The 23,608-nt window shown below is 59.9% G+C and carries 14 protein-coding genes and 1 pseudogene; 5 read left to right on the top strand and 10 right to left on the bottom strand.

Annotated features, from left to right (window positions below; translation table 11 throughout):
- Positions 1-16: 16 nt before the first annotated feature.
- From K5E40_RS18755 to K5E40_RS18725, 7 genes and pseudogenes are all read right to left on the bottom strand, one after another.
- Positions 17-1,636 (bottom strand): FMN-binding glutamate synthase family protein, encoded by a 1,620-nt coding sequence (locus K5E40_RS18755; RefSeq protein WP_221732127.1) that lies wholly within the window; start codon positions 1,634-1,636, stop codon positions 17-19.
- Positions 1,637-1,719: 83 nt separating this feature from the next.
- A pseudogene (locus K5E40_RS18750) lies at positions 1,720-1,884 on the bottom strand (response regulator transcription factor); the annotation flags it as partial.
- A 62-nt stretch (positions 1,885-1,946) separates the two neighbouring features.
- Positions 1,947-3,347: an ATP-binding protein gene (locus K5E40_RS18745; protein WP_221732126.1), complete on the bottom strand. Its 1,401-nt coding sequence runs from the start codon at positions 3,345-3,347 to the stop codon at positions 1,947-1,949.
- A complete protein-coding gene (locus tag K5E40_RS18740; protein WP_221732125.1) occupies positions 3,344-5,158 on the bottom strand; it encodes a DAHL domain-containing protein in 1,815 nt (604 codons plus the stop codon). Before K5E40_RS18740 ends, K5E40_RS18745 begins: the two co-directional genes overlap by 4 nt.
- Complete coding sequence (locus K5E40_RS18735) at positions 5,155-6,108, bottom strand: cytochrome-c peroxidase (protein ID WP_221732124.1); 954 nt, start codon at positions 6,106-6,108, stop codon at positions 5,155-5,157. Before K5E40_RS18735 ends, K5E40_RS18740 begins: the two co-directional genes overlap by 4 nt.
- Before the next feature lie 45 nt (positions 6,109-6,153).
- Positions 6,154-8,025: an EAL domain-containing protein gene (locus tag K5E40_RS18730; protein ID WP_221732123.1), complete on the bottom strand. Its 1,872-nt coding sequence runs from the start codon at positions 8,023-8,025 to the stop codon at positions 6,154-6,156.
- The gene (locus K5E40_RS18725) at positions 8,022-10,286 is read right to left on the bottom strand and encodes an EAL domain-containing protein (protein ID WP_221732122.1); all 2,265 of its coding nucleotides are present in this window, start codon (positions 10,284-10,286) and stop codon (positions 8,022-8,024) included. The genes K5E40_RS18730 and K5E40_RS18725 overlap by 4 nt, the downstream gene beginning before the upstream one ends.
- A 252-nt stretch (positions 10,287-10,538) precedes the next feature.
- On the opposite strand from K5E40_RS18725, the gene K5E40_RS18720 reads away from it, so the two are divergent.
- The 4 genes from K5E40_RS18720 (at position 10,539) to K5E40_RS18705 (ending at position 13,562) form a co-directional block, all read left to right on the top strand.
- A complete protein-coding gene (locus K5E40_RS18720) occupies positions 10,539-11,897 on the top strand; it encodes an HD domain-containing phosphohydrolase (RefSeq protein ID WP_221732121.1) in 1,359 nt (452 codons plus the stop codon).
- A 69-nt stretch (positions 11,898-11,966) separates the two neighbouring features.
- Positions 11,967-12,401: an NUDIX domain-containing protein gene (locus K5E40_RS18715; RefSeq protein ID WP_221732120.1), complete on the top strand. Its 435-nt coding sequence runs from the start codon at positions 11,967-11,969 to the stop codon at positions 12,399-12,401.
- Positions 12,402-12,424: 23 nt separating this feature from the next.
- Positions 12,425-13,063 carry a LysE family translocator gene (locus K5E40_RS18710; protein WP_221732119.1) on the top strand — a complete coding sequence of 213 codons (639 nt, stop codon included), beginning with the start codon at positions 12,425-12,427 and terminating at the stop codon, positions 13,061-13,063.
- A gap of 1 nt (position 13,064) precedes the next feature.
- On the top strand, positions 13,065-13,562 hold the full coding sequence (locus tag K5E40_RS18705) for a GNAT family N-acetyltransferase (protein WP_221732118.1): 498 nt from the start codon (positions 13,065-13,067) through the stop codon (positions 13,560-13,562).
- Positions 13,563-13,682: 120 nt separating this feature from the next.
- Here the strand turns inward: K5E40_RS18705 and K5E40_RS18700 are convergent, their stop codons facing one another.
- Positions 13,683-13,931, bottom strand: a complete 249-nt coding sequence (locus tag K5E40_RS18700; RefSeq protein WP_221732117.1) for a DUF6124 family protein — start codon at positions 13,929-13,931, stop codon at positions 13,683-13,685.
- Positions 13,932-14,420: 489 nt separating this feature from the next.
- A complete protein-coding gene (metR, locus tag K5E40_RS18695; RefSeq protein WP_221732116.1) occupies positions 14,421-15,338 on the bottom strand; it encodes a transcriptional regulator MetR in 918 nt (305 codons plus the stop codon).
- A 111-nt stretch (positions 15,339-15,449) separates the two neighbouring features.
- Here metR and metE point away from each other — a divergent pair, with 111 nt between their 5' ends.
- Entirely contained in the window at positions 15,450-17,762 is a 2,313-nt protein-coding gene (gene metE, locus K5E40_RS18690) for a 5-methyltetrahydropteroyltriglutamate--homocysteine S-methyltransferase (protein WP_221732115.1), read from the top strand.
- A 72-nt stretch (positions 17,763-17,834) separates the two neighbouring features.
- Here the strand turns inward: metE and K5E40_RS18685 are convergent, their stop codons facing one another.
- The gene (locus K5E40_RS18685; protein WP_221732114.1) at positions 17,835-23,405 is read right to left on the bottom strand and encodes a dermonecrotic toxin domain-containing protein; all 5,571 of its coding nucleotides are present in this window, start codon (positions 23,403-23,405) and stop codon (positions 17,835-17,837) included.
- Positions 23,406-23,608: the final 203 nt, after the last annotated feature.

Raw genomic sequence — 23,608 nt, 5'->3', positions numbered from 1 at the left:
GTACGCCAAAGTGCAATTACGGCACTGCCACTTCCATCGGCTCAAAACTGTCTGCCCGCGCCATCTGCCACATCCGCGAGTAAAACTCGCCGTTCACTTCCCCGGTGAGCAATTCCCCCGGCTTCAAAAACACATGCAGTTGCGAGAACAGTTTGATCTCGGTCGCCGACATGCGTCGTACCAGGTGCTTGGCCGACAGTTGCGAAGGGTGTTCCAGTCCGGCCGCTGCGAGCATTTCCGCCAAAGCCTTCAACGTGTTGCGATGGAAGTTGAACACACGCTGCGCCTTGTCCGGCACGACCAGTGCGCGTTGGCGCAAGGCATCCTGAGTGGCGACGCCGGTCGGGCATTTATTGGTGTGGCAGCTTTGCGACTGGATGCAGCCGATGGCGAACATGAAGCCGCGCGCGGAGTTGGCCCAATCGGCGCCGATGGCCAGCACGCTGGCGATGTCGAAGGCGCTGACGATCTTGCCGCTGGCGCCGAGTTTGATCTTGTCGCGCAGGTTCAGGCCGACCAGGGTGTTGTGGACGAACAGCAGACCTTCGCGCATCGGCACGCCGATGTGGTCGGTGAATTCCACAGGGGCCGCGCCGGTGCCGCCTTCCTTGCCGTCGACGACGATGAAGTCGGGAAGGATGCCGGTTTCGAGCATGGCTTTGGCGATGCCCATGAACTCCCACGGGTGGCCGAGGCAGAACTTGAAGCCCACCGGTTTGCCGCCGGACAGTTCACGCAGTTGCTGGATGAAATGCATCATTTCGATTGGCGTGGAAAACGCACTGTGGCGTGACGGCGAGACGCAGTCTTCGCCCATCATGATGCCGCGAGTCTCGGCGATTTCCCGGGTGACTTTGTGCTTGGGCAGAATCCCGCCGTGGCCGGGTTTGGCGCCTTGGCTCATCTTGATTTCGATCATCCGCACTTGCGGGTTTTGCGCTTGCGTGGCGAAGCGTTCCGGGTCGAAACGGCCGTCGCTGGTGCGGCAACCGAAGTAGCCGCTGCCCAGTTCCCAGGTCAGGTCGCCGCCGTTTTCGCGGTGATACGGGCTGATGCTGCCTTCACCGGTGTCGTGGGCGAAGTTGCCGAGTTTCGCGCCCTGATTGAGTGCGCGAATCGCGTTGGCGCTGAGCGAGCCGAAGCTCATCGCCGAGATGTTGAACACCGACGCCGAGTACGGTTGAGTGCACTGCGGGCCGCCGACGGTGACGCGGAAACTGCTGGGGTCGCTCAACGGCGCCGGGCGCATCGAGTGGCCGATGAATTCGAAACCCGATTGATACACGTCGATCAGCGTGCCGAACGGTTTGTCGGCGCTTTCATTCTTCGCCCGCGAGTACACCAGCGAACGCTGGGCGCGGGAGAAGGGCAGGGCGTCGCTGTCGGACTCGAGCAGGTATTGGCGAATTTCCGGGCGGATGCCTTCGACCAGGTATCGAATGTTGCCCAGGATCGGGTAATTGCGGCGTACCGCGTGCGGGCTCTGCATCAAGTCGAACAGGCCGACCAGGCTCAATACGCCGGTCACGGCAGTGATCGGCCAAAGCCAGTCGTGTTCGAGGAAAGGCAGGCTGGCGAGAGTGAATATCACGCAGACGGCAAAGAAGGCGTAGCGGCTCAGGAGGGACAGGCTCATACGGGTTCCTTGGTTCGGACTCAATGGATGTGGCCCGCCGCAGATTCTCTGTGGCTGCGGGCTTGCTCGTGAAAGCGCTGCAATCAGGCGTTCTGCGCCTGAAGAGCAATCGAAAACAGCTCGGCCCGGGAGGTGATCCCCGGTTTGCTGTACCGGTGTTTCTTATGGGCTTTCACGGTTTATACGGCGATTTCCAGCTTACGGGCGAATTCTTTGCTGGAGCAACCGCTGAGCATCAAACGCCCGACGGCGCGGTGGCAGGTGATGGTGTCAATCGAAAGTGTCACGCCTAGGCCCTTTCCCGCAGGGATCAGGCGGCAGACGGGGTCTGGCGCATCGGCAGTTCGATGCGAAAGGTTGTACCTACGCCCAACTCGCTGCGCACCGAAATGTCTCCGCCATGCTTTTTCACAATGCCGTAGGACAGGGATAAACCGAGACCAGTCCCCTGGCCGACCGGTTTGGTGGTGAAGAAGGGGTCGAAGATTTTTTGCAGGGTGTCCGGTGCGATACCTGATCCGGTATCGGCCACTTCAACCCAGGCGATGTCGGCCTGCTGCCCGGTGCGCAGGGTGATGATGCCGCGTTCCTGCCCCATGGCCTGAGCCGCGTTGACCACCAGGTTCATGATGACCTGATTGATTTGCGACGGCAGGCACTCGATGTCTGGCAACGGCTGATACTCCTTGATCACGTCGGCCTTGTATTTGAGTTCGCTGGCGACGATGTTCAGGGTCGACTCGATGCCTTGTTGCAGATTGGCCCACTGCCATTGCTGGTTGGAGTCGACCCGGGAGAAATCTTTCAGGTCCTTGACGATCTGCCCGACCCGGCCGATACCGTCCTTGGATTCGCGGATCAGCACGGGAATGTCCTCGAGCAGAAAATCCAGTTCGACGTCTTTGCGCAATTGCTCCAGCCGTGCCGCCGATTCGCTGTCCGTGGCGTGCCCGAGCGTCTGGTAGGCGTCGAGCATGGTCAGCAATTGTTTGAAGTAGCCGTCCAGTGTGCCGAGGTTGGAGGTGATGAAGCCGATCGGGTTATTGATTTCATGGGCCACGCCCGCCGCCAGTTGCCCCAGTGAAGCGAGTTTTTCCGATTGCACCAGTTGTCCTTCCAATTGCTTGCGTTCGTCGACTTCTCTCTGCAGTTCTTCGCTGGCCTGCTTGAACTGGGCGGTGCGCTGATCCACCAGATGTTCCAGATTGTGCATATGCAGGGAGGCCCGTTCAGTCATCTGCCATTTGGTGAGCAGGGTGTTGGCCATCTGTTGCACTTCGATGTTGTCGAACGGTTTTTTCAGGATCAGCAATCGATCATGAGCGTGCAGGCGTTCCAGCAGTTCGTCCCAGGAGTAATCCGAGTACGCGGTACACACCACCACCTGCAACTGCGGATCCTCTTTCCACAGGTGTTCGATGGTTTTCGCACCGTCCCAGCCATCGGGCATGCGCATATCGACGAAAGCCAGCGCGTAGGGGCGCTGCTCTTGCATGGCCTGAACCAGTTTGCCCAGACCTTCCTCGCCGCCATAGGCCGAATCCAGCTCGAACCGAGGACGCTCGGTTCGGGCCGGGGTGCCGAACAGTGCGGCCTCCATTTCGTCCAGTTCCACCGACTGTGCCGCCGGAGCGAGGATCTTGCGAAAGTCTTCATGAATCGAAGGCATGTCGTCGATCAGTAGAATGCGGCGATTCGAAAGCTCACTCATGCGTTCTCCGTTACGTTGATCAGGGGGATCTGCAGGGTGAATAACGCACCCTTGCCCGGCCCGTCGCTGTGGGCGGTGAGATGGCCGTTCATCTCGATGGCCGCCAGGGCGCAGCTGTGCAGGCCGAACCCGTGGCCTTCCTTGCGGGTGGTGAAACCATGGGCAAAGATGCGCGTCATGTTCTGCGGCTCTATGCCCTCGCCATCGTCCCGGACGCTGATTTCGAGGAAGTTTTCATCCGCGATTCTGACCCCCAGGGTCATGGTGCGTGGGCGGTTGCTGAGGTCCGACATCGCGTATTTGGCATTGCTGATGAGGTTGATCAGGATCAGTAGCAAGCGATGTTTGTCGCCCATCACTTGCGGCACTTCGGCGTATTCCTTGACCACCGTGACGTGATGCCGGGTCAGGGCTCCGGCGTTCATGCGCAGGGCGTCTTCGAGCAGTTCGTTGATGAACAGCGGCTCGGTCATGCTGTTGGCCCCGGCATAGGACTGCTGGGTGGCGACGATGTCCTTGATGTGGTCGACGCTTTTGTTCATCTGGTTCAATTCGTCGACCATTTCCTGCTGTTCCTGAGAGATCGCGCCGACCAGTTGATTGAGGTAACCGGGCAGCAATTTGCCCTTGGCGTCCTCGCTGAGGAAATAACCGAGGTCGTGCGGATGTTCGTTGATCAATTGCATGGCCTTGCCCAATCCCAGTGACTTGCTGGCGCGCAGCTTTCGCGCGATCAGATCGCTAGAGATGTTCACACTGTTGAGCACATTGCCGACGTTGTGCAGCACGTTGGTCGCGATCTCCGCCATACCGGCCTGGCGCGCGGCGTCGAGCAATTCGCTCTGGGCGTTCTTGAGCTCGCGGGTGCGCTCCTCGACCCGGTGCTCGAGCGCATCGTTGGCCGTCTGCAAGGCGCTATTGACCCGATTGATTTCGGCGAAACTGCGGATCAGGCGAACGGCCAGCCATATCAGCGACATCATCAACAGCACGGAAAACAGCAGCAGGTAGAAGTGGTATTTCCTTTCGATGACTTCGACCCGTTGCTGATCCAGGTCAAGCATGGTGGTGATGTTGTCCAGACGTTCGGCCACTGGAATGGCTTCGATGTTTTCGAGCAACTGATTGACCCGTGGTTGCTCGCGCGCAATCAGGGCGATGTGATTGCTCATGATCCTGATCGGGCTTTGAAACTCCGCGGGCAGGCGTTGTGCATTCACTGCCAGTTTGTTCAACCCTAACTCGATGTCGGCAGCTTTGTCGGCGGAGGTGACTTGGGCGAACTCCAGGGCACTGAGTAGCAGGTCGTAGGTATCGGTGGTGATGTTCTGCAACTGCAACTTGTCGAAATCAGGCAGATTGGCCAGTTGCGCCTGGATGTCGTCTTCGGCGGTTGGCAAAAAGGCCAGAGAGTTGCGCAACAGGGCGTTGTGCGACTTGAACTGTTCGACCAGGCTGATTTTTTCCTGCATGGCGTGCAGGAATCCCTCATGGGCGTCGTTCCATTGTGCGGAGTCGTTGCGACCATGCCCGGACTCCAGGGAGTCGAAGCGCTCCCAGAGCCGGGTCATCTCGTTCATTGGCGATACCAGGGGGTCGTAGTTGTGCGAGATCGCCACCCTGGCTTTGAGAATCTCGTTTTCCCACAGAGCGTTCTGCTGTTTGATCTGCCGGACCAGGTCCCTTGACTCGGTGTACGTCATGGTTTGTTCGGAGCTTGACTTGAAATAAAGAAACAGCAGGATCGAGGCCAGCACCACCGCAACCAGTGTGAGCAACAGCAGGCTGGTGTGGCGTGAGATGTTCTTCATGGCTTGCCCTCCCATTGGCCGGTCAGGGTCTTGAGAAACAGGATGATCAGGGTCTTGTCTTCGTCGCTCGGCATGCGCCCCAGTTGGTACTGGAACATCACGTCCACCGCCCGTTCGAGGGTGGGCGCCGAGCCGTCGTGAAAGTACGGCGCGGTCATTGCGACATTGCGCAGGCTCGGCACTTTGAACACGGCACGATCCGCTTCGTCGCCAGTGACATTGAAACGTCCCTGGTCGGCCACTGTCGGGTTGCCGCGATCGGCAATGTAGTCGCCGAACACACCGAATTTCTGGAACATGTTGCCGCCGATGTTCACCCCTTGGTGGCAGGCAATGCAGCCGTATTCCTTGAAGCGCTGGTAGCCGTACTTCTCCTCCAGAGTCAGGATGTCCGTGTTGCCCAGCAGGTATTGATCGAAGCGGGAATTGCGGGTTAGCAAGGTGCGTTCATAGGTGGACAGCGCTTGCTGGATATTGGCCTTGGTCACGCCGCCCGGGAAGGTCGCGGCGAAGTCCCGGCGGTAGTCGGCGTCGTTGGCGATGCGTTCGACGACGGTGCTCCAGTCGTTGCCCATTTCATGGGGGCTGGTAATGACTACGTCGCTTTGTTCCTCGAGCGTCTCGACGCGGCCGTCCCAGAACTGGCGGAAGTTCAGGCTGGCGTTGAACACCGTCGGTGTGTTGACGGCCACCGGTTTGCCGTCGAAACCCAGTGACAAGGCACGATTGTCGGCACCGTTCTTGTCCAATTGGTGGCAACTGGTGCAGGACAGGCTGTTGTTGATCGATAACCGTGGCTCGTGGAATAACCGGCGACCAAGTTCAACGCGCCGGGCATCCTGCAACGGCGCTGCGGGCAGGGGGATGAGCGGTTCGTCCAGCGGCTCGGCGTGGGCACCGATACAGAGTCCACAAAGCAGCAACGCCATGGCAGGGGGGTAAAGGCTCATCGGCAATCGTCTCCTTGACTCTCGTGGCCGGTTTCGGGGCGTGGATCAAACTGTCCAGGGCGGTGGGGACGTGGCGGCCAGCAAGTGCGCAAAAGCGTCGGCGGGCAGGGCTTTGCTGAAGTAGTAGCCTTGGCCTTCTTCGCAGTGGTGGGCCTTGAGAAAGGCCAGTTGTTCTGCGGTTTCGATGCCTTCGGCGATGACGTTCAATCCCAGACTTTTTCCCAGGCTGATGATGGCGCTGACGAGGGCGGCATCATTGCTGTCGTTGCTCAGACCGCGAATGAACGATTGATCGATCTTCAGCACATCAATGGGAAACCGGCGCAGGTAGCTCAGGCTTGAATAACCGGTGCCGAAGTCGTCGATGGACAGTCGTGTACCCAGTGCCTGCAGGCGATTGAGTGCGGTCATCGTCGCTTCGACGTTTTGCATCAGTACACCTTCAGTGATTTCCAGCTCCAGCCAGTCGGCGTCCAGCCCGGTCTGCTTGAGCACTTGCTCGACGCCTTCGACGAAGTCGCGCTGGCGAATATCGATGGGCGAGATGTTCACCGACATGCGGATCGGCGGCAGTCCCGCCACTTGCCACGCCCGAGTCTGACGACAGGCCTCGGCCAGCACCCATTGGGTCAGTGGCACGATCAGTCCGCTGTCCTCGGCCACCGGAATGAAGTCGCAGGGATAGACCCAGCCATGCCCCGGTTTCTGCCAGCGCACCAGCGCCTCGGCACCGACCACTCTGGCGCTGCGCAGGTCGATTTTCGGTTGGTAGTGCAGGACGAACTCTTGCCGTTTCAACGCCCGACGAATGCCCGATTCGATGCTTTGCTGTTCGCGTGCGCGCTGGTTCATCGCGTCGATGAAAAAACCGATGTCGTTGGGGCCGTTTTCCTTGACGTTACGCATCGCGGTTTCGGCCTTCTTGATCAACTCGATGGCATCCAGTCCGTCTTCGGGATAGACGCTGATGCCCAGGCTGGCGGTGACGCTGACGTCATGGCCGGCAATCGTCTGCGGCAGGCGAATGGCCGCGAGTACTTTTTCGGCGATGCCGTGGGTCTGCTGTGGATGGCTGATGTCGGTGAGGATCACCACGAATTCGTCGGAACCGTAGCGAAAGACCGAGTCTGATCCGCGTATACACAGCAACAGTTGCTGTCCGACGCGTTTGAGCATTTCGTCGCCCGCCGGATGGCCCAACGCATTATTGATGCGCTTGAACCGGTCCAGTCCGAGGAACATCACCACCAGTTGCTTGTCATGGCGCCGGCAGACGGCCAGGGCCTGGCTCAGGCGATCACCGAGCAAGGTGCTGTTGGGCAAACCGGTGAGGGTGTCGTATTGCAGCAGGCGCGACACCTTCAACAACTCGTGAACCCGCGCCTCGATGGTTCGCTCAAGGCTGAGCATTTTCAGTGCCGCGTCCTGGGCCAGTTGCCATTTCCAGGTCAGGGCATTGGCCATCTGGCGGATTTCCAGGCTGTCGAACGGTTTTTTGAGAATCAGTAACTGGTCGCCGAACTCTAGCCGCTCGGCCATGGCCTCCCAGCTGTAATCGCTATGCGCGGTGCACAAGGCAATTTGCAGGTTCGGATCGGCCTGCCACAGTTGCTCGATGGTTTCCAGACCATCCCATCCCGGCGGCATGCGCATATCGATGAATGCAAGGGCATAAGGGTTGCCATCGGCCAGCGCGCGCAGGACCAAAGCCAAGGCTTCCTGGCCCTGGTAGGCGGAGTCTAGCTGGAAGTTCAGGGGCGGCGACTGACGGGTACCGAACAGCGTCTGTTCGAGGTGATTCAAATCGGCCTCTTCTGGCGCCTTCGGGGCGAGGATCTTGCGGAAGTCGTCGTGAATCGCCGGTGTGTCATCGATGATCAGGATGCGCCGGTTGGATTGCGGGAATGGTGTTTTCATTCCTCATCCTCCTCCGGGGACAGGGCCACCTTGAGTCCGTCCCTCAGCAGTTGGCCTGCCTGCTCGGCGCTGACCGCCTCACTGAAATAGAGCCCCTGTGCGCTGGGCAAGGCGGCTGCGGCGGACGGCGCGGGATGCCGCCCCGGCGTCTGGTGGCCTTCGGCAATGATGCCGATGTCCAGATCCCGGGCGAAATTGACGATCGCCCGCAGTGCGCTGGCACCGGCTGCATCTTGAGTCGCGCTATCGATGACGCTTTGAGCAAGCTTGAGGTGATTGACGCGGTAGGTTTTCAGGTAATCGAACGATGAATATTCGGTGCCGAAATCATCGATGGCGATGGTCACGCCCAGTTCACGCAGGCGTGGCAATACATCGTTGTGGGTCCACTTGGTCTGGGCCAGCGTCGCCTCGGTGACATCGAAGCGCAAATCCCAGGGCGCAAGCTGCCAGCGTGCGGTGGTGCGCAGAACGTCGTAGATCAGTTCGGGACCGCTCTTGAGTTGCGCCAGAGAGAGCTTGATTGCCATCATCGGCGGTGCCACGCCTTCGTCGCGCCAGATCTGCATCTGGTGGCAGGCGCGATCCAGCACCCAACGCCCCAGAGGAATGATCGCGCCGGTTCTTTCCGCCGCCGGTACGAAGGCGGATGCCGGCAGCAGACCGCGCCGCGGATGCTGCCAGAGGATTTGCGCCTCCATGCCTAGAATCCTGTCGTTGTGCAGATCCATTTCCGGCGCGTAATGCAGTCTCAGCTCATCGCCCTCGAGCGCGGTCATCAACTCGCTGACGATGGTCATGCGTTCGGCGACTTCCCGAGAGATCTCCTCCGAGTGGAAGTGATACTGGTTGCGCCCCATTTCCTTGGCGCGGTACAGCGCCATGTCGGCCTGTCCCAGCAGGCTGTCAGCGTCGAGGCTGGTCGCGCTGTAACTGCTGATGCCGATACTGACCGAAATATGCAGCGCATTACCGGCCAGGGTGTAGGGCGCCATCAGTGCGTCGCGGATATGGGTCGCCAGCGCGGCCGATTGGGTCGGGTCGCTGACGTCCAGTTGCAGGATCGCGAACTCGTCGCCGCCCAGGCGCGCCACCACATCGTTTTCTCGCACGCGCGCCTTGATGCGTTGGGCGACTTCCTGCAACAGCAGGTCGCCGACCGGGTGCCCCAGGGTGTCATTGATTCGCTTGAAGTGATCCAGGTCGAGGTAAAACACCGCGAACGGCATGGCGTCACGACGCGCGGCCGCAAACGCCTGGTGCAGGCGCTCGATCAATGTGGCGCGGTTGGCCAGCCCCGTCAGGCTGTCGGAACGGGCCATTAACGCCAGTTTCTCCTCGACCAGACGACGTTCGGTGATGTCCAGAATGATGCCTTCGACTTCCTGCAGCCGCCCGTCATGATCGCGCACCGGTATATAGCGGTTTTCCACCCAGCGCCAAGTGCCCTGGCCGGTGCGCAGGCGAAATTCGATCGAAGCGCCCGACGCATGCCGATCCAGCACCCTGGCCATGGCCGTATCGACGTTCGCTTGGTCGTCCGGGTGAATCAGCTCCTGAGCCCAGTTCGACGAGCGCACCAGATCCGCGGCGACATGACCATAGCGAGTGATGTTGTGGGAGATGTACATCAGTGCAAACGAGGGGTCGCCGCGCAGCCGATAAAGGATGGTCGGGCTGTTCTGCACGATGATATTGGCGTCGGACAATTCCCGGGTGCGTTCCTGAACCGCTTGCTCCAGCTCATTGAGCTTCAGTGCGGCGTCTTCGGTCATTTGCCATTTGACCGTAAGGGCGCTGGCCATCTGGCGGATCTCGATTGCGTCGAAGGGCTTTTTCAGAATCAGCAAACGGTCGTTCAGCGCCAGACGCCGGTCGATGTCTTCCCACGAATAGTCGGAATAGGCTGTGCACAGCGCGACCTGCAACTTGGGATCGACTTGCCACAGCCGTTCGATGGTTTCCAGCCCGTCCCATCCCGGTGGCATGCGCATGTCAATGAAGGCCATGGCATAGGGGCGCTCATCGGCCAGCGCAGCTTCGAGTTTATCGAGTGCTTCCCGGCCCTGAAATGCCGAGTCAAGTTCGAAGTGCTGTGCCTGTGTTGCAGTCGGGGTGCCGAACAATAGACTCTCGGTCTCGCCGAGGCCGTCGTCCTCGGGGGTGGCAGGGCAGAGAATCTTGGCGAAATCGCCATGAATCGCCGGGGTGTCGTCGACGATGAGCACGCGGCGATTGATGTATAGGGGGGGCGCCGTCATACCGCGCGGTCCACGGGGTCACATGCTGTTGTCATCGGGAGCATCCTTTCCCTCACTACATGCCTGTTCGAAGGCCGATGGAGTCCGCCTGCGAGTTGAGCATAGTCGCGCCCTTGGCACTTCGCCTGTGCACTCGGGCTGAAGATTTGCGTGAGCGCTGCAGAAAATCATCTAGCCTTCAGTCAGGCACAGGCAAGCGAGGCGGTAGGCCAGTGCGTCGTTTACGTTCACTGTTTTGCTTGAGGTCACGCCATGGAAGAGCAATCCGCCCCGACTCTGCCTCACCGCCCCACAGTGCTGCTGGTCGATGACGAGGAGTCGATCCTCAACAGCTTGCGCCGCCTGTTGCGGGGCCAACCCTACGATGTCCTGCTGGCCACGAGCGGCGCCCAGGCACTGGAGATGCTGGAACAGCAGGCAGTGGACCTGGTCATGAGCGATGCTCGTATGCCCAATATGGACGGCGCCTCGTTGCTGGCTCATGTTCGCCAACGTCATCCGGCGACCGTGCGCATCATGCTCACGGGCTACGCCGACCCGTCCGCGATCATAAAGGCGATCAATGACGGGCAGATTCATCGTTACATCAGCAAACCGTGGAATGACGAAGAGTTGCTGCTGATCCTGCGTCAGTCCCTGGAGCATCAGCACTCCGAGCGAGAACGTCAGCGCCTGGAACAGTTGGCCCGGGTGCAAAACGATCAGCTCAAACTACTCAACAGCACCCTGGAAAAACATGTCGCGGCGCGCACCGCCGAGCTGCAACAAACCGCCGACATGCTTGATCTGGCTTACGAAGAACTCAAGCGCAGCTATGTCACCGGCACCGAAGTGTTCTCGTTGCTGGCCAATCTGCGCTTGCCCCCGGCCAAACAGACCAACCGGCAGATCATCGAACTGGTGCGCAGCTACTGCAAACACCATGACCTGGACGAAGCCACCAGCCGTGACCTGACCATGGCGGCGGCGCTCTACAATGTCGGCAAACTGAGCTGGACCGACGGCATGATGATTACGCCTTCGGATTTGCTGCGTCATACCGATCAAGAGCGCTATCGCGGGTATCCGAAGCAGAGCGAGTCATTGCTGATGACGCTGGACCCGATGAAAGATGCCGCACGCTTGATCCTGCATCACCAGGAGCGATGGGACGGCAGCGGCTTTCCCGACCGCCTCAAGGGCGAGGCAATTCCCTTCGGCTCGCGGTTACTGAAACTGGCGGTGGACTTCGTCGAGTTGCAACGCGGCCTGATTCTTGAGCGGCAGATGAACAGCGACGAAGCGTTGCTGTACCTGCGCCAGTACGCCGCACGCCTGTACGATCCGGAACTGGTCGAAGATTTCATTCAAGTGTGTGCGGCCTTCCTCAGCGATGTCACGCTGGCCGATCCGACGGTCAAGGTATTGACCACGCGGGATCTGGCGCCGGGAATGATTCTGGCGCGCAATCTCAACGCTGATAACGGCATGTTGCTGCTCAATGCTGGCAAAACCCTCAGCGGCCTGTTGGTGGAAAAGCTGATTGCTTTCGAAGCCATGGAAGGCGGCAAATACAAGATTTTCGTTAAAGTGCCTGAGGAGGTCGACGAGCAACTCAAGGCTCAGGGTTAGCGATCTGTAAGGTGACGTCCTTGGGCAGGCATGGGATCCTTGCGGTTTTTTCAGGCCGGTGGCTGACCCATGACCTCTGCATCCGTTGTCTCCCCACGCATCATTCGTATCGCCGCCGCGCTGCTGCTCGGCGCTGACGGTCGCACCCTGCTGGTACGCAAGCGCGGTACCACGGCGTTCATGCAACCGGGCGGCAAGATCGAGCCCCACGAACGGCCGCTGCATGCACTGGCCCGTGAACTGGAGGAAGAGTTGGGATTGCGCATCGACCCGGCGCAGGCGACATTCCTCGGCCAGTTCTGCGCCCCCGCCGCCAACGAGCCAGGGTTTGTCGTACAGGCTGAAATCTTTCAACTGACCATCGACACCGAAGTCACCCCTGCCGCCGAAATCGAAGAGGTGGTCTGGATCGACCCTGCCACCGACGGCGATGTTGAACTGGCGCCATTGACACGCGACCTGATCCTGCCGTTTTATCGGGCCTCGCTCACCGCCATCGCCTGATCATCCACGCAAAGGACTTTGCCATGATCCCGCTTCAAGACCTGCTGATTTTCGCCGCCGCCGCGTTGCTGATGGTACTGACGCCGGGGCCGAACATGATCTACCTGATCTCGCGTTCGATCTGCCAGGGGCGCAAGGCCGGTGTGACCTCGTTGCTGGGCGTGGTGGCCGGTTTTTTTGTGCACATGTTTGCAGCGGCCGCCGGTTTGACGGCGGTGTTTCTCGCGGTGCCGATGGCTTATGAGGTGTTGAAGTGGGCTGGCGCGCTGTATCTGCTGTGGCTGGCCTGGCAAGCGGTGAAACCCGGCGCACGTTCACCTTTCCAGGCGCAGCAACTGCCACCGGACTCATCGCGCAAACTGATCACCATGGGCTTTCTCACCAGCGCGCTGAACCCGAAAATTGCGGTGTTCTACCTCTCGGTATTTCCGCAATTCATCACGCCTGAACATGGCTCGGTATTCACCCAGAGCGTCATTCTTGGCCTGACCCAAATCAGCGTCAGTTTTTCCGTCAATCTGTTGATCGCACTGTTCGCGGCGGGCATCGCATCGTGGTTCGTGCGTAACCCGACGTGGCTGGCGGTGCAGCGTTACTTCATGGGCCTGGTACTCGGTGGTCTGGCCGTGCGGTTGATGCTTGAACAACGGCGAGGGGCTTGAGATGTGGATCGAACGGCTGGACGCCAGCCATGCCCTGGCCTATCGCGAGCTGATGCTCCAGGCCTATGACCGCCATCCGCAAGCCTTCACCTCCAGCGTGCGCGAACGGGCAGTGATGCCGTTGAGCTGGTGGGAAGCGCGGCTGACCAGCAAGCTCGATGTGGTGCTCGGTGCGTTCGAGGACGGCGTATTGGCGGGCATCGTCGGTCTGGCGTTCGAGCCTCGTGAGAAGGCCCGACACAAGGCCACGTTATTCGGCATGTACGTGTCGGCGGATTTTCGTCAGCACGGCTTGGGTTATGAACTGGTGCAAGCCGCGCTGAGCGAAGGCCAAAACCATCCCGAGCTGAAACTCATCCAGCTCACCGTCACCGCTGGCAACGACGCGGCGTTCAAGCTGTATCAACGCTGCGGTTTTATCCAGTTCGGCCTCGAACCGTTGGCCGTGCGGGTCGGTGAAGACTATTTCGACAAGATCCACATGTGGCGTGAACTCTGACCCACCATTGTTTCACCCTGTAGGAGCGAGGCCTGCTCGCGATAGCGGTGTATCAGTCACCTGGACGCTGACTGAAAGATCGCTATCGCGAGCAGGCTCGTTCCCACAGGAGTTTGTGTTTCAGGCGCGGGGATCGAGGTTATCCAGCGCACGGTTTACCGTCAGTTCGCCGAGCATCACCACCTGTTGAATACCGAGCAGGGTGTTGCGATGCGGCGTGTCGAGCAGGCCGGCGAAATCACTGAGCATCACGCTCGCCGAGGCGAGGGATTCACAGGCGTGGGCGAGCAGGGTTTCGTTGGCGGTGTCGGGGCTGACGTGGAATAAGGTGCTGCGGAGGCGAGGCGGGTTGGGCGTTACCTTGAACATGGCGAATCTCCTTGTACCGGATGAAACCTCCAATACTTGTCGCTAAACAAGTAAGGGTGGCAGCTGCACGCAGGTTAGCGAACCGGGGGTACAAGAGCCCGGCAGGCCCGAAGGCCTCCCACGCACAGCTGCCATAACATTAGTTGCAGAAAGAACACCTGCAAAAAAACTGGATCGCTGTCGCTCTTGTACCGTTCGAGTCGCTAAACCCGATCGCTGAATGTGTCAGCGACCGACAAACGATAGAGACCCGGCCCAAGGCGCACAAGCCGGCGGATTCTGGCGTAGCTGTAGGCCGTGACGCAAGGTTGCGTAGCCTGAGTCCATGTCTGGACATGTCAGTTAAACAGCACTGTTTAGTCTGCCCAAAACTCTGAAAACACCCGGATCACTGTGGGAGCGGGCTTGCTCGCGAATACGGTCGGTCAGATAAGGATTGCTCAACGGACAAACCGCTTTCGCGAGCAAGCCTGGAGGGTGTGGTGGTGATCAACGCACCGCGCTAACACCATCCAGCGTCGAAAACGAAGTGTCCTTGGCCGTCAGCAGAAAGTCGCGCATGTACGGCGCATCGAGCATATCGGCGCGAATCCCGGCGTACAGCGTGGCAAACAAGCCTTTCTCCCCCAGCCGTTTGCCCTTCACGTAACCGCGTGAGCTGTATTCATGCAGCGCCCAGTGCGGCATGCCGCAGACGCCACGGCCGCTGGCGACCAGTTGCATCATCATCACTGTCAGTTCCGAGGTGCGTACCTGCGCCGGCTCGATGTCGGCGGGTTCGAGGAAGCGGGTGAAGATGTCCAGGCGGTCGCGTTCCACCGGGTAGGTGATCAGCGTTTCGGTCAGCAAGTCTTCGGGGACGATGTAGGGTTTGTTCGCCAACGGGTGCTGATTGGCCACCGCTAACATGGCTTCGTAGGTGAACAGCGGCACGTAGGTGATGCCGGCGATGTCCAGCGGATCAGAGGTCACCACCAGATCCAGATCGCCACGGGCCAGGGCCGGCAGCGGGGCGAAGGAGAAGCCCGAGGCGAGGTCGAGTTCGACTTCCGGCCAGGCATCGCGGAACTGGTCGATGGTCGGCATCAGCCACTGAAAGCAGCTATGGCATTCGATGGCCATGTGCAGGCGCCCGGCGGTGCCGCCGGCCAGTCGGGCGATGTCGCGTTCGGCGGCGCGCAGCAGCGGCAGGGTGGCGTCGGCCAGTTGCAGCAGGCGCAGACCGGCGCTGGTGAAACGCACCGGTTTGGTCTTGCGCACGAACAATTGCATGCCCATACGCTCCTCCAGCTCCTTGAACTGGTGGGACAGCGCCGATTGGGTCAGGTGCAAACGGTCGGCGGCATCGACCAGGCTGTCCGCCTCGCGCAATGCGTGCAGGGTTTTGAGGTGACGGATTTCAAGCACCGGCTGGCTCCATGAGGAAAACTTGTGATCAACACGAAAAGGTTGAGTTTGTCTCATGTTGGCTTGGCTGTCGACAATGGCGCCATCTTTTACTCATGGAGCACATTCGACATGGCCGTGGCCCACACCCTTGGTTTTCCGCGCATTGGCGCCGACCGCGAACTGAAAAAAGCCCTCGAAGCCTATTGGAAAGGCGATCTCGATCAGGCCGCGCTGAACCAGGTTGGCCGTGATTTGCGCGCCACTCACTGGCAGTTGCAGAAAGCGGCCGGCATCGACTTGCTGCCGGTCGGCGACTTCGCCTGGTACGACCAGGTGCTGACTCACTCGCTGACCTTCGGCGTGATCCCCGAGCGTTTCGACGGTGTGCGCGATGAGCATGGCCAGCCGAGCCTCGACACCCTGTTCGCCATGGCCCGTGGCGCTACCTCGAACTGCTGCGGTAGTGACCACGGCCAAACCCGATATGCCCAAGAACTGACCAAGTGGTTCGACACCAATTATCACTACCTCGTCCCGGAATTCAGCGCTGATCAACAGTTCAAGCTGAGTTGGGAGCAGTTGTTCGATGAAGTCGAAGAGGCCCAGGCGTTGGGCCACAACGTCAAACCGGTGATCATCGGCCCGTTGACGTTTCTGTGGCTGGGCAAGGCCAAAGGCAACGATTTCGACAAGCTCGATTTGCTGGAGCGTCTGCTGCCGGTCTACAACCAGATCCTCGTGCGCCTTGCCGAGCAAGGCGTGGAATGGGTGCAGATCGACGAGCCGATCCTCACCCTCGATCTGCCGCAAGCGTGGAAGAGCGCCTTTGAGCGCGCCTATCACATCCTTCAGTATTCGCCGTTGAAAAAACTCGTGGCGACCTACTTCAGTGGCCTGCAAGACAACCTTGGTCTGGCTGTCGGCCTGCCGGTACAAGGGCTGCACATTGATGCGGTGCGTGCGCCGGAGCAACTCGGTCAAGTGCTGGATCGCCTGCCGACCTACAAGATTCTTTCGGTGGGCCTGGTCAATGGGCGCAACGTCTGGCGCTGTGAACTGGAGCAGGCGCTGGCGCAATTGCAACCGGCGCAGGAGCGTTTCGGCGACAACCTGTGGGTCAGCAGTTCCTGCTCGTTGCTGCACAGCCCGGTGGATGTCGAGCGTGAAGACAAGCTCGATCCGGAACTCAAGAACTGGCTGGCATTTGCCGTGCAGAAGTGCAGCGAAATCTCCGTGCTGCGCGATGCCTTGAACGACCCGCAAGCGCCCAAGGTACAAACCGCACTGGCCCAAAGCCGGGCGATTCAGGCAAGCCGGGCGCAGTCACCGCGCATTCACAAAACCCAGGTGCAGGCGCGGATCAACGCGATCAATGCCAGCGACAGCCAGCGTCATTCGCCGTTTGCCAAACGCATCGGCAAGCAACAGGCGCGCCTGCAATTGCCAACGTTCCCGACCACCACCATCGGCTCGTTCCCGCAGACCGCTTCGATTCGTCTGGCGCGTCAGGCCTTTAAGCAGGGCAAGCTGTCGGCCAACGATTACCACGATGCCATGCGCAGCGAAATTCGCCACGCCGTGCAGGTGCAGGAACGCCTGGGGCTGGATGTGCTGGTACACGGCGAGGCCGAGCGCAACGACATGGTCGAGTACTTCGCCGAGCAACTCGACGGTTACCTGTTCACCCGTTTCGGCTGGGTGCAGAGCTACGGTTCGCGCTGTGTGAAACCGGCAGTGATTTACGGCGACCTGAGCCGGCCGCACGCCATGACGGTGGACTGGATCAGCTACGCGCAAAGCCTCACCGACAAAGTCATGAAAGGCATGCTGACCGGTCCCGTGACCATGCTGATGTGGTCGTTCCCCCGCGAAGACGTGTCGCGCAAAGTCCAGGCGCAGCAATTGGCGTTGGCTCTGCGTGATGAAGTGGTGGATCTGGAAAACGCCGGGATCAAGATTGTGCAGATCGACGAAGCGGCGTTCCGCGAAGGCCTGCCGTTACGCCGCGCGCAATGGCAGGAATACCTCGACTGGGCGGTTGAGGCGTTCCGCTTGACGGCTTCGGGCGTCAAGGACGAAACGCAGATCCACACCCACATGTGCTACAGCGAATTCAATGACGTGATCAAAGCGATTGCCGACATGGACGCCGACGTCATCACCCTCGAGACCTCGCGCTCGGACATGGAACTGCTCGAAGCCTTCGAGGCGTTTGATTACCCCAATGACATTGGCCCGGGTGTCTACGACATCCACTCGCCACGGGTGCCGGACACCGCCGAGATGGTCAAGTTGATGAGCAAAGCGGTGCAGCGGATTCCGGCCGAACGGTTGTGGGTCAACCCCGATTGCGGCTTGAAGACCCGGGCGTGGCCGGAAACCGAAGCAGCGCTGGTGAACATGGTGGCCGCCGCGCGGCAGTTGCGCGCCCGGTTGGCGTAAGCGCTCGGGGTGATCGAAAGCCTGCGTGGCGAGAGAGTCGATCTCTCGCCACAGGCATCCCTTGCCGCCGCGTCAGTTAACGTCTGGCAGCATCAAAAAGTAATCGAGGATGGTCGATCCCCTGCCAATCTGCCCGGCAGGCAGGTCGGGGTTTTCGGCGCGGGTGACAAAGCGGTGTTCGGGCAGTTTCAAATGCGCTTTTTCGAAATCCCTGAACGGCACGCTCGGCCTTCGATAGTGAAAGTGGGCGTACCAAAGCAATTGTGCAGGGTCCAGCGATATGTCCCAGATCTCGTACTCCTGCATATGATCTGGTTTGTTCGGGGTTTTGGTGAGGTTCTGCAGGGGGCTGACCCTGCGGATCTCCACGACGTCGTGATCGATAAGATCCTGCAACATGCCATCGGTAGGCTGTTGGCTGGTCAATGATCGCTGGGTGCGTATGGATCGGCCGGTGACAATCAATTCGTCGGCCTTATTGCGCAGTTGCTCAATGATCGGGTGCTGTGCCGACTTGGCCTGAATCAGGTTGGCGCGTTGATTCAGCTCGGCGGCCTGACTGACCATCATATGTTCCAGATCAACGGGGAGCATGCCCAGATCGGCATTGCTTTCAACCGTGGCCCGGTAGGCTGTCTGGGCGTCCAGACGCCGTTGCGCATCGCTTACAAGGAGGGCGAGCGCCACCTGTGGCGGTGTGGGGGGCGCAATGTTTTGCGGGTTCGTCAGACGGATTTTGCCGTCGGCGCCTTGTTCCCAGATTTCCTTGTATCCCCCGCGCCCGGTGAACACGTACTGGCGCGCCTGGGTCTGCGGATGCCATTGCTCAACGCCGTACAACACCTGATTGTCGGCAGTGGTGAAGACCCGCTGCACTGCCTGCCCTGTGCGCCTTGGCGCAGGCGGATCAATGATGCCCCGGCGGGCACGGTCGCCCAAACGTTCGATCCCGCTCAACAACGGTTCAACCACATCCAGATGGAAGTGTTGCGGATAGTTGGTGGTCCAGATCGTCATTTCGAGGCGAAACCGGGAGTACAGGTTGAGGCAATTTTGCAGAATCCGGCTGCGTTCGGCCGGTGACGCAATGATGTTCGGCAGGTTGTGCTGCGTGTACAAAGCCAGGTCAACATCGTCGCGAAGTTCGCGTGCCTGGGATAACAGGTAGAACCACGACAAATCATCCGTGCCGCCATAGTTCTTGACCATTTCCAGCCGATGGGAGGTTTTCAGATACAGCAGGTTGGCATCGCTGTGGTTGGTATTGAGCTCCTCGACCAGGTGGATCATGTGTTGTTTGTCCGCTCTGACGCGGATGCGGTCATACCAGAGGTTGACATGCCCCCTGAGCGCCTCCATCTGCTCCAGCAATTGCACCATCTGTACACGCAACGTGCGGGTTTCTTCGAGCATCATCAACCGTTGGTGAAGCGTGTCGGGCAGTAGATCGTCCATCGCATCACTCAGCACTTTGATTCTTTCTGACAAGGCTTTGGCTCTGTATGAAAGGTGCAACGCGCGGCGCCTGTGCCGGTCAGTGATCAACCATGCGGTCTTGCTCTGCATTTCGATCAAAGTCCGTTGCTTGTTGCCATGGGTCAGTGGCATCAGCTCAACCAGTGTCTGATAGCGTTTGCTCGCTAATTGGATATCGCCGACACAGGCGGCTTCGACAGCCGGTTGCAGGACCGCTCGATCCGCCACCGAGGCGCTAGCGTATTTGTTGATCAAGGCATCGCTGATCGCTCCCCGGGCCTGGAGTTGGTCGGCCAGGTCGTCAACCGCCAGAGTCAATTGATGATGGCGGCGAAACGTACGGCTGGCCCACCATTGCGGCAGTCGTTGTCGAATGGGGTCTGGCCAGAGCGGATCAAGCGCATCGGCCAGATGTCCGATGACGTTGCCGCCGCCGAGCACGCCGCCTTCCAGGGTGGTGCCATACACGCCGAACCAGGTATCCCACTGGCCGGTTTCGTCCAGGGCGATGGGTTGTTTGTAGGTTTTTTGCGAGGTGCCACGCAATCGCCAATTGCGTGAATCGGTGCTGGGCTGAACTTCATAAATCCGCCCCTGACGTACGATGAAGTCACCGTCGGCGTGGCGGTAAACGCCGCGATAAAGGCCGCTGGTTCCCGGCTCCAGCCCGGCCAGGGAAATCGGACGTTGATACTCGTAGCCGGCAAAACGCGCGATCAAGTGGCGGGCCTGACGCCGCGAAGACCTGTGCATCGCCGCCGCCGAGGTCGCCAGTGCTCGGGCCTGGCGTGCCCGCACCAATGAGCGAACCCCGCGCGAGACTCCCGAAAACACCACTTCACCGGGTAACAGGTCCATGGCAGCGTCAATCAATGACACCAGTACCGACTCGATTTCCGCCAAGCCGTCACCCACGTCTGCGCGCAAAAAAGCCGCCACGGCCTGATTCGCCGCCGTCCAGGCATCGTAGAGCGCCAGAGCGCTGCCGATGAAAGGCAACATGCCCAAGGCCATTTTGATGTAGTTGAATGCTCGCGGCCCTTTCAGGGCATAACGCTCCATGTACAACGCATCGTTGGAGCGTGAGGTCGAACGATGCGCTTCGATCAATCGGCCCATGTGCGCATCGAGCAGATGGGCAGCAAACGAAGTCGTGGCCGGCCAGCGCACGCCGACGCCGATAATGGCGTCAAAACGCTTGAGCAAGGCCTGCGCAATCCGGCCTTCATGTGCCCGCACGGTGCCTTGCAATGCCCGGCCGGCCAGATAAGAGGTCCACTTGTCTGTCTGACACAGCGTGTACAGGCCCAGGCGGGCGGCTTCCAGGTTGTCGTAACGGCGCAGAAATCGTTCATCGGGGCTGTCGGGCAGATACAGCAAGGTCGTGCCGCTGACTTGCTCTTCAATGAAGGTCACCCCGGACAATGTCGCGGGGCCCTCGTTGTGCGTGTCCTTGCCACCCGCGCTCAGATAGGCCGGGCGGATCACCACACGTTTGTTATCGGCATGCCAGGCTTCAGCGGTGTGGGCGTCGATGGCAATGTTCAGAATCTGCAACTCGTCCAGGCTGATCTGCTTTTGCAGATGGGCGAATTCACCTTGCAGTTTGAGCATGATCTGCCAGGGCTCGATCAGGCATTCGCGGCGATGTTCGCGGACATAAGCGGACTCATCCACCGACCCTGTGAAGGTATCGCGAATGAGTTTTTCGTAGGCGTTGGGCAGATCCAGTTCCGGAATGACACGTTTGAGGTACGCAAAGGTAATGCCGTCCTCCAGCGTCTGGCGTTCGGTGGCATCGGTGGAGGTGACTTCGGTCTGGACGAAATTCAAACGCAACGAAAGCGGTTCGAGTTGCATGGACGGGGTGTTGTCGATGTTGAGCTGAGCAAACTCCACCAGGGGCATTTTGCTGCGGGCGGTACTGGGCACCATCACCAGTTCATAACCGGAATGTCCCGGGGCGGGCTTGAAGCGTTTTTCGTATTTCACAGACTCGGGCAGGTCGAGCGTCACCTCGAAATCGCCCTTGATCGAAAAATCATCGCCCAGTCGCTTCAGCAAATGTTTGCGGGTGAATTCGTCTCGCGATTCCAGCGCCAGCGCCAGTTGTTTATGGCTGCGGTGCATCGCCGAAATAAAGCGCTGGATCAGGTCCTTGAGTGCGCCTCGGTCTGTCTCGGACAGGTGCTTGAGCCAGCCTGGCAGACGGGTGGCGAGCGTGTCGCTGCGATCCTGCTCCAGCACATGAGCGAAGGTCAGGTTGCGCGCGGCGTTGACCGGCACCTGCAAGGCGGCGAGGGTGCGTTTACGCAGGATTTCCAGCTTGTCGGCGTGTTCGCTGCGGCCACGCAGTGCGGTGGCGTTCGACTCGAACTCGCTGATCTGCGCATCAAGGCTCAAGTGCAGGGGATCGGTGTCGATCCGGTTCAACAGCAGTGCCAGTTCGGGGTCCTTTTCCTGGATCTTGAAGACCTCGCGTTCCAGTTCGCGGCGATTGGCAAAGCGTTGCAAGCCGCCGCCACTGCCGGGCCAGTAAAGCAACACACTGCCTGTCGAGTCTGCGTCGAGAAGCGCGGCTTGCCGCATCACAACAAGCGGGCCCTTGAGTGTTTCGGTCTGAGTGGTGGCGGTCTGGTCAGACGTTTCAGTCATTGTCAGGGTCAGGCTGGCAACCGTGAGATCAGCATCGCGTTCGGCTGCGAGGGGCGTGTCCAGAATCGCCTTGAGCAGATTGTGCTCAGCGCTATCGAGCTGACCCAGTGCCAATTGCACTGTTGCCTCGGCGTGCAAGCCGTCCTTGTGCGCCTGATGAATCTGATTGAACGCTGTATTGAACGTGCTCAGGTCCTGTGGTCGCGCTCGATACAGCAGGGCCGTCGCGGCCGTGTCGCAGGTTTTTTCTGCTGCTTCCAGGGCTTTGAGTGCGTCTTTGCACTCTTGCTGACGATGTCCCGTGCCGTCGGTTTCCAGCAATGCATCGAGTGCGTCGCGCGCTCGTTTCAGCGCCGCATGTCGCACCGACAACGGGATTGCTGCACGCAGGCTGCCGAACAGCGACTGTTCGTCGGTTTCGATATCGAGTTGTGCAGGTACCGGGTTTGGCGGCAACGCCACGATGATCGCTTTGCGGCGCTGGCTATCGAGCAGGTCTGCCTGAACAAGCGATTGCGCGCCATGCGCCATCAGCCCGGGCTTGCCGTGGTTGGCGTTGCGTAACGCGCTGATCTGAGCCTGTTGGCGATCGGCAAACAGGTCGCTTGAGCCGGTAATCATTGGGTCGGTGGCGGCGCTGTAGACAAAGCGCAGGTCCTTGGTTGGCAAACCGGTCGGGACAAGCGCCTGGCCGGTCAGCCAGTCTTCCAGGACTTGGCGTGTGCTGAACGCCTGGATGGCAACAGGGCGGGAGGGCAGATACAGCAAAGGACTGGCTTTGGCCGGATCGCCCACGCTGATGACCCACGCGCCTTTGAGTTTGACTTTGCTGTTATTGCTCAGCAGCAGCGCCAGTTGTTCCGTGTGGATGGGCTGACCGTCCAGTGTCAGTACCCCGGTGCGGGTATCGATGATCTGTTGCAACGGTTTGAGTTGTTCTGCGGTCAGGGTCCTGCGGGCGAATGCCACCTGGGCTGTGGCTTCGAAGTGATCACGGTAAAGCTGGATTGCCCGTTCGCGTTGAGTCACTGGGGTGCCGCGCGCGCGCGCGTCCCAAAAACTCAACCAACGAGCCTGGTGCGCCTGTTCGGTGCTCATGGCCTTGAGCAGTTCGAGCATTTGCAGCGGCTTCAAGGTGGCCAGCGGATGAGCCACAGGCACGCCGGTCACCCGGCTGTGCAGATCGACCGTCGCCTCCAGCGTCGGGTGTTGCAAGACAAAAGCACAGGCATCGGTGAGGCAGACAAAACGTTCTGGCTGGGTATCCGTGGCGGTCGAGCGCAGGCCGGCGTGCTCGCCATCAAGATTCAGTTGTTGGCGCAACAGTTCATTGATCGAGTCGCGCAGTGCAGGCGTCGCGGCAACCAATTCGCGCAAGCCTTGGCTGCTTTCGCGCCAGCGGGCCGTGGCCTGCTGCAACAGGCTGTCATCAAGATGTTTGGGCAGTGGGGCGGCGGGGGGCAGCGCCAGCGGTGGCGGGTAAGGCAGATTGGGGAAAAGGCTATCGGGCATGGCGGCATATCTCGCAATGGGAGCGGCGGTTCCACTCCTTGAGCAAGCCATTTAAGAGGGATCGCGAAGCACCATGGCGGTAGATAGTTATGGCATTGACGACCGCTCAGCACTCTTCATCAAACTGTCATCGAACTGTGGCAGCGCGCTTGTACAAACTTCATCAGACTCGCGCTCTACTGGGGTTCTGCGTTTCGGTGTTT

This window comes from Pseudomonas baetica (assembly GCF_019733355.1).
Taxonomy (GTDB): domain Bacteria; phylum Pseudomonadota; class Gammaproteobacteria; order Pseudomonadales; family Pseudomonadaceae; genus Aquipseudomonas; species Aquipseudomonas baetica_A.
This window is presented reverse-complemented; position numbering and strand designations above follow the sequence as displayed.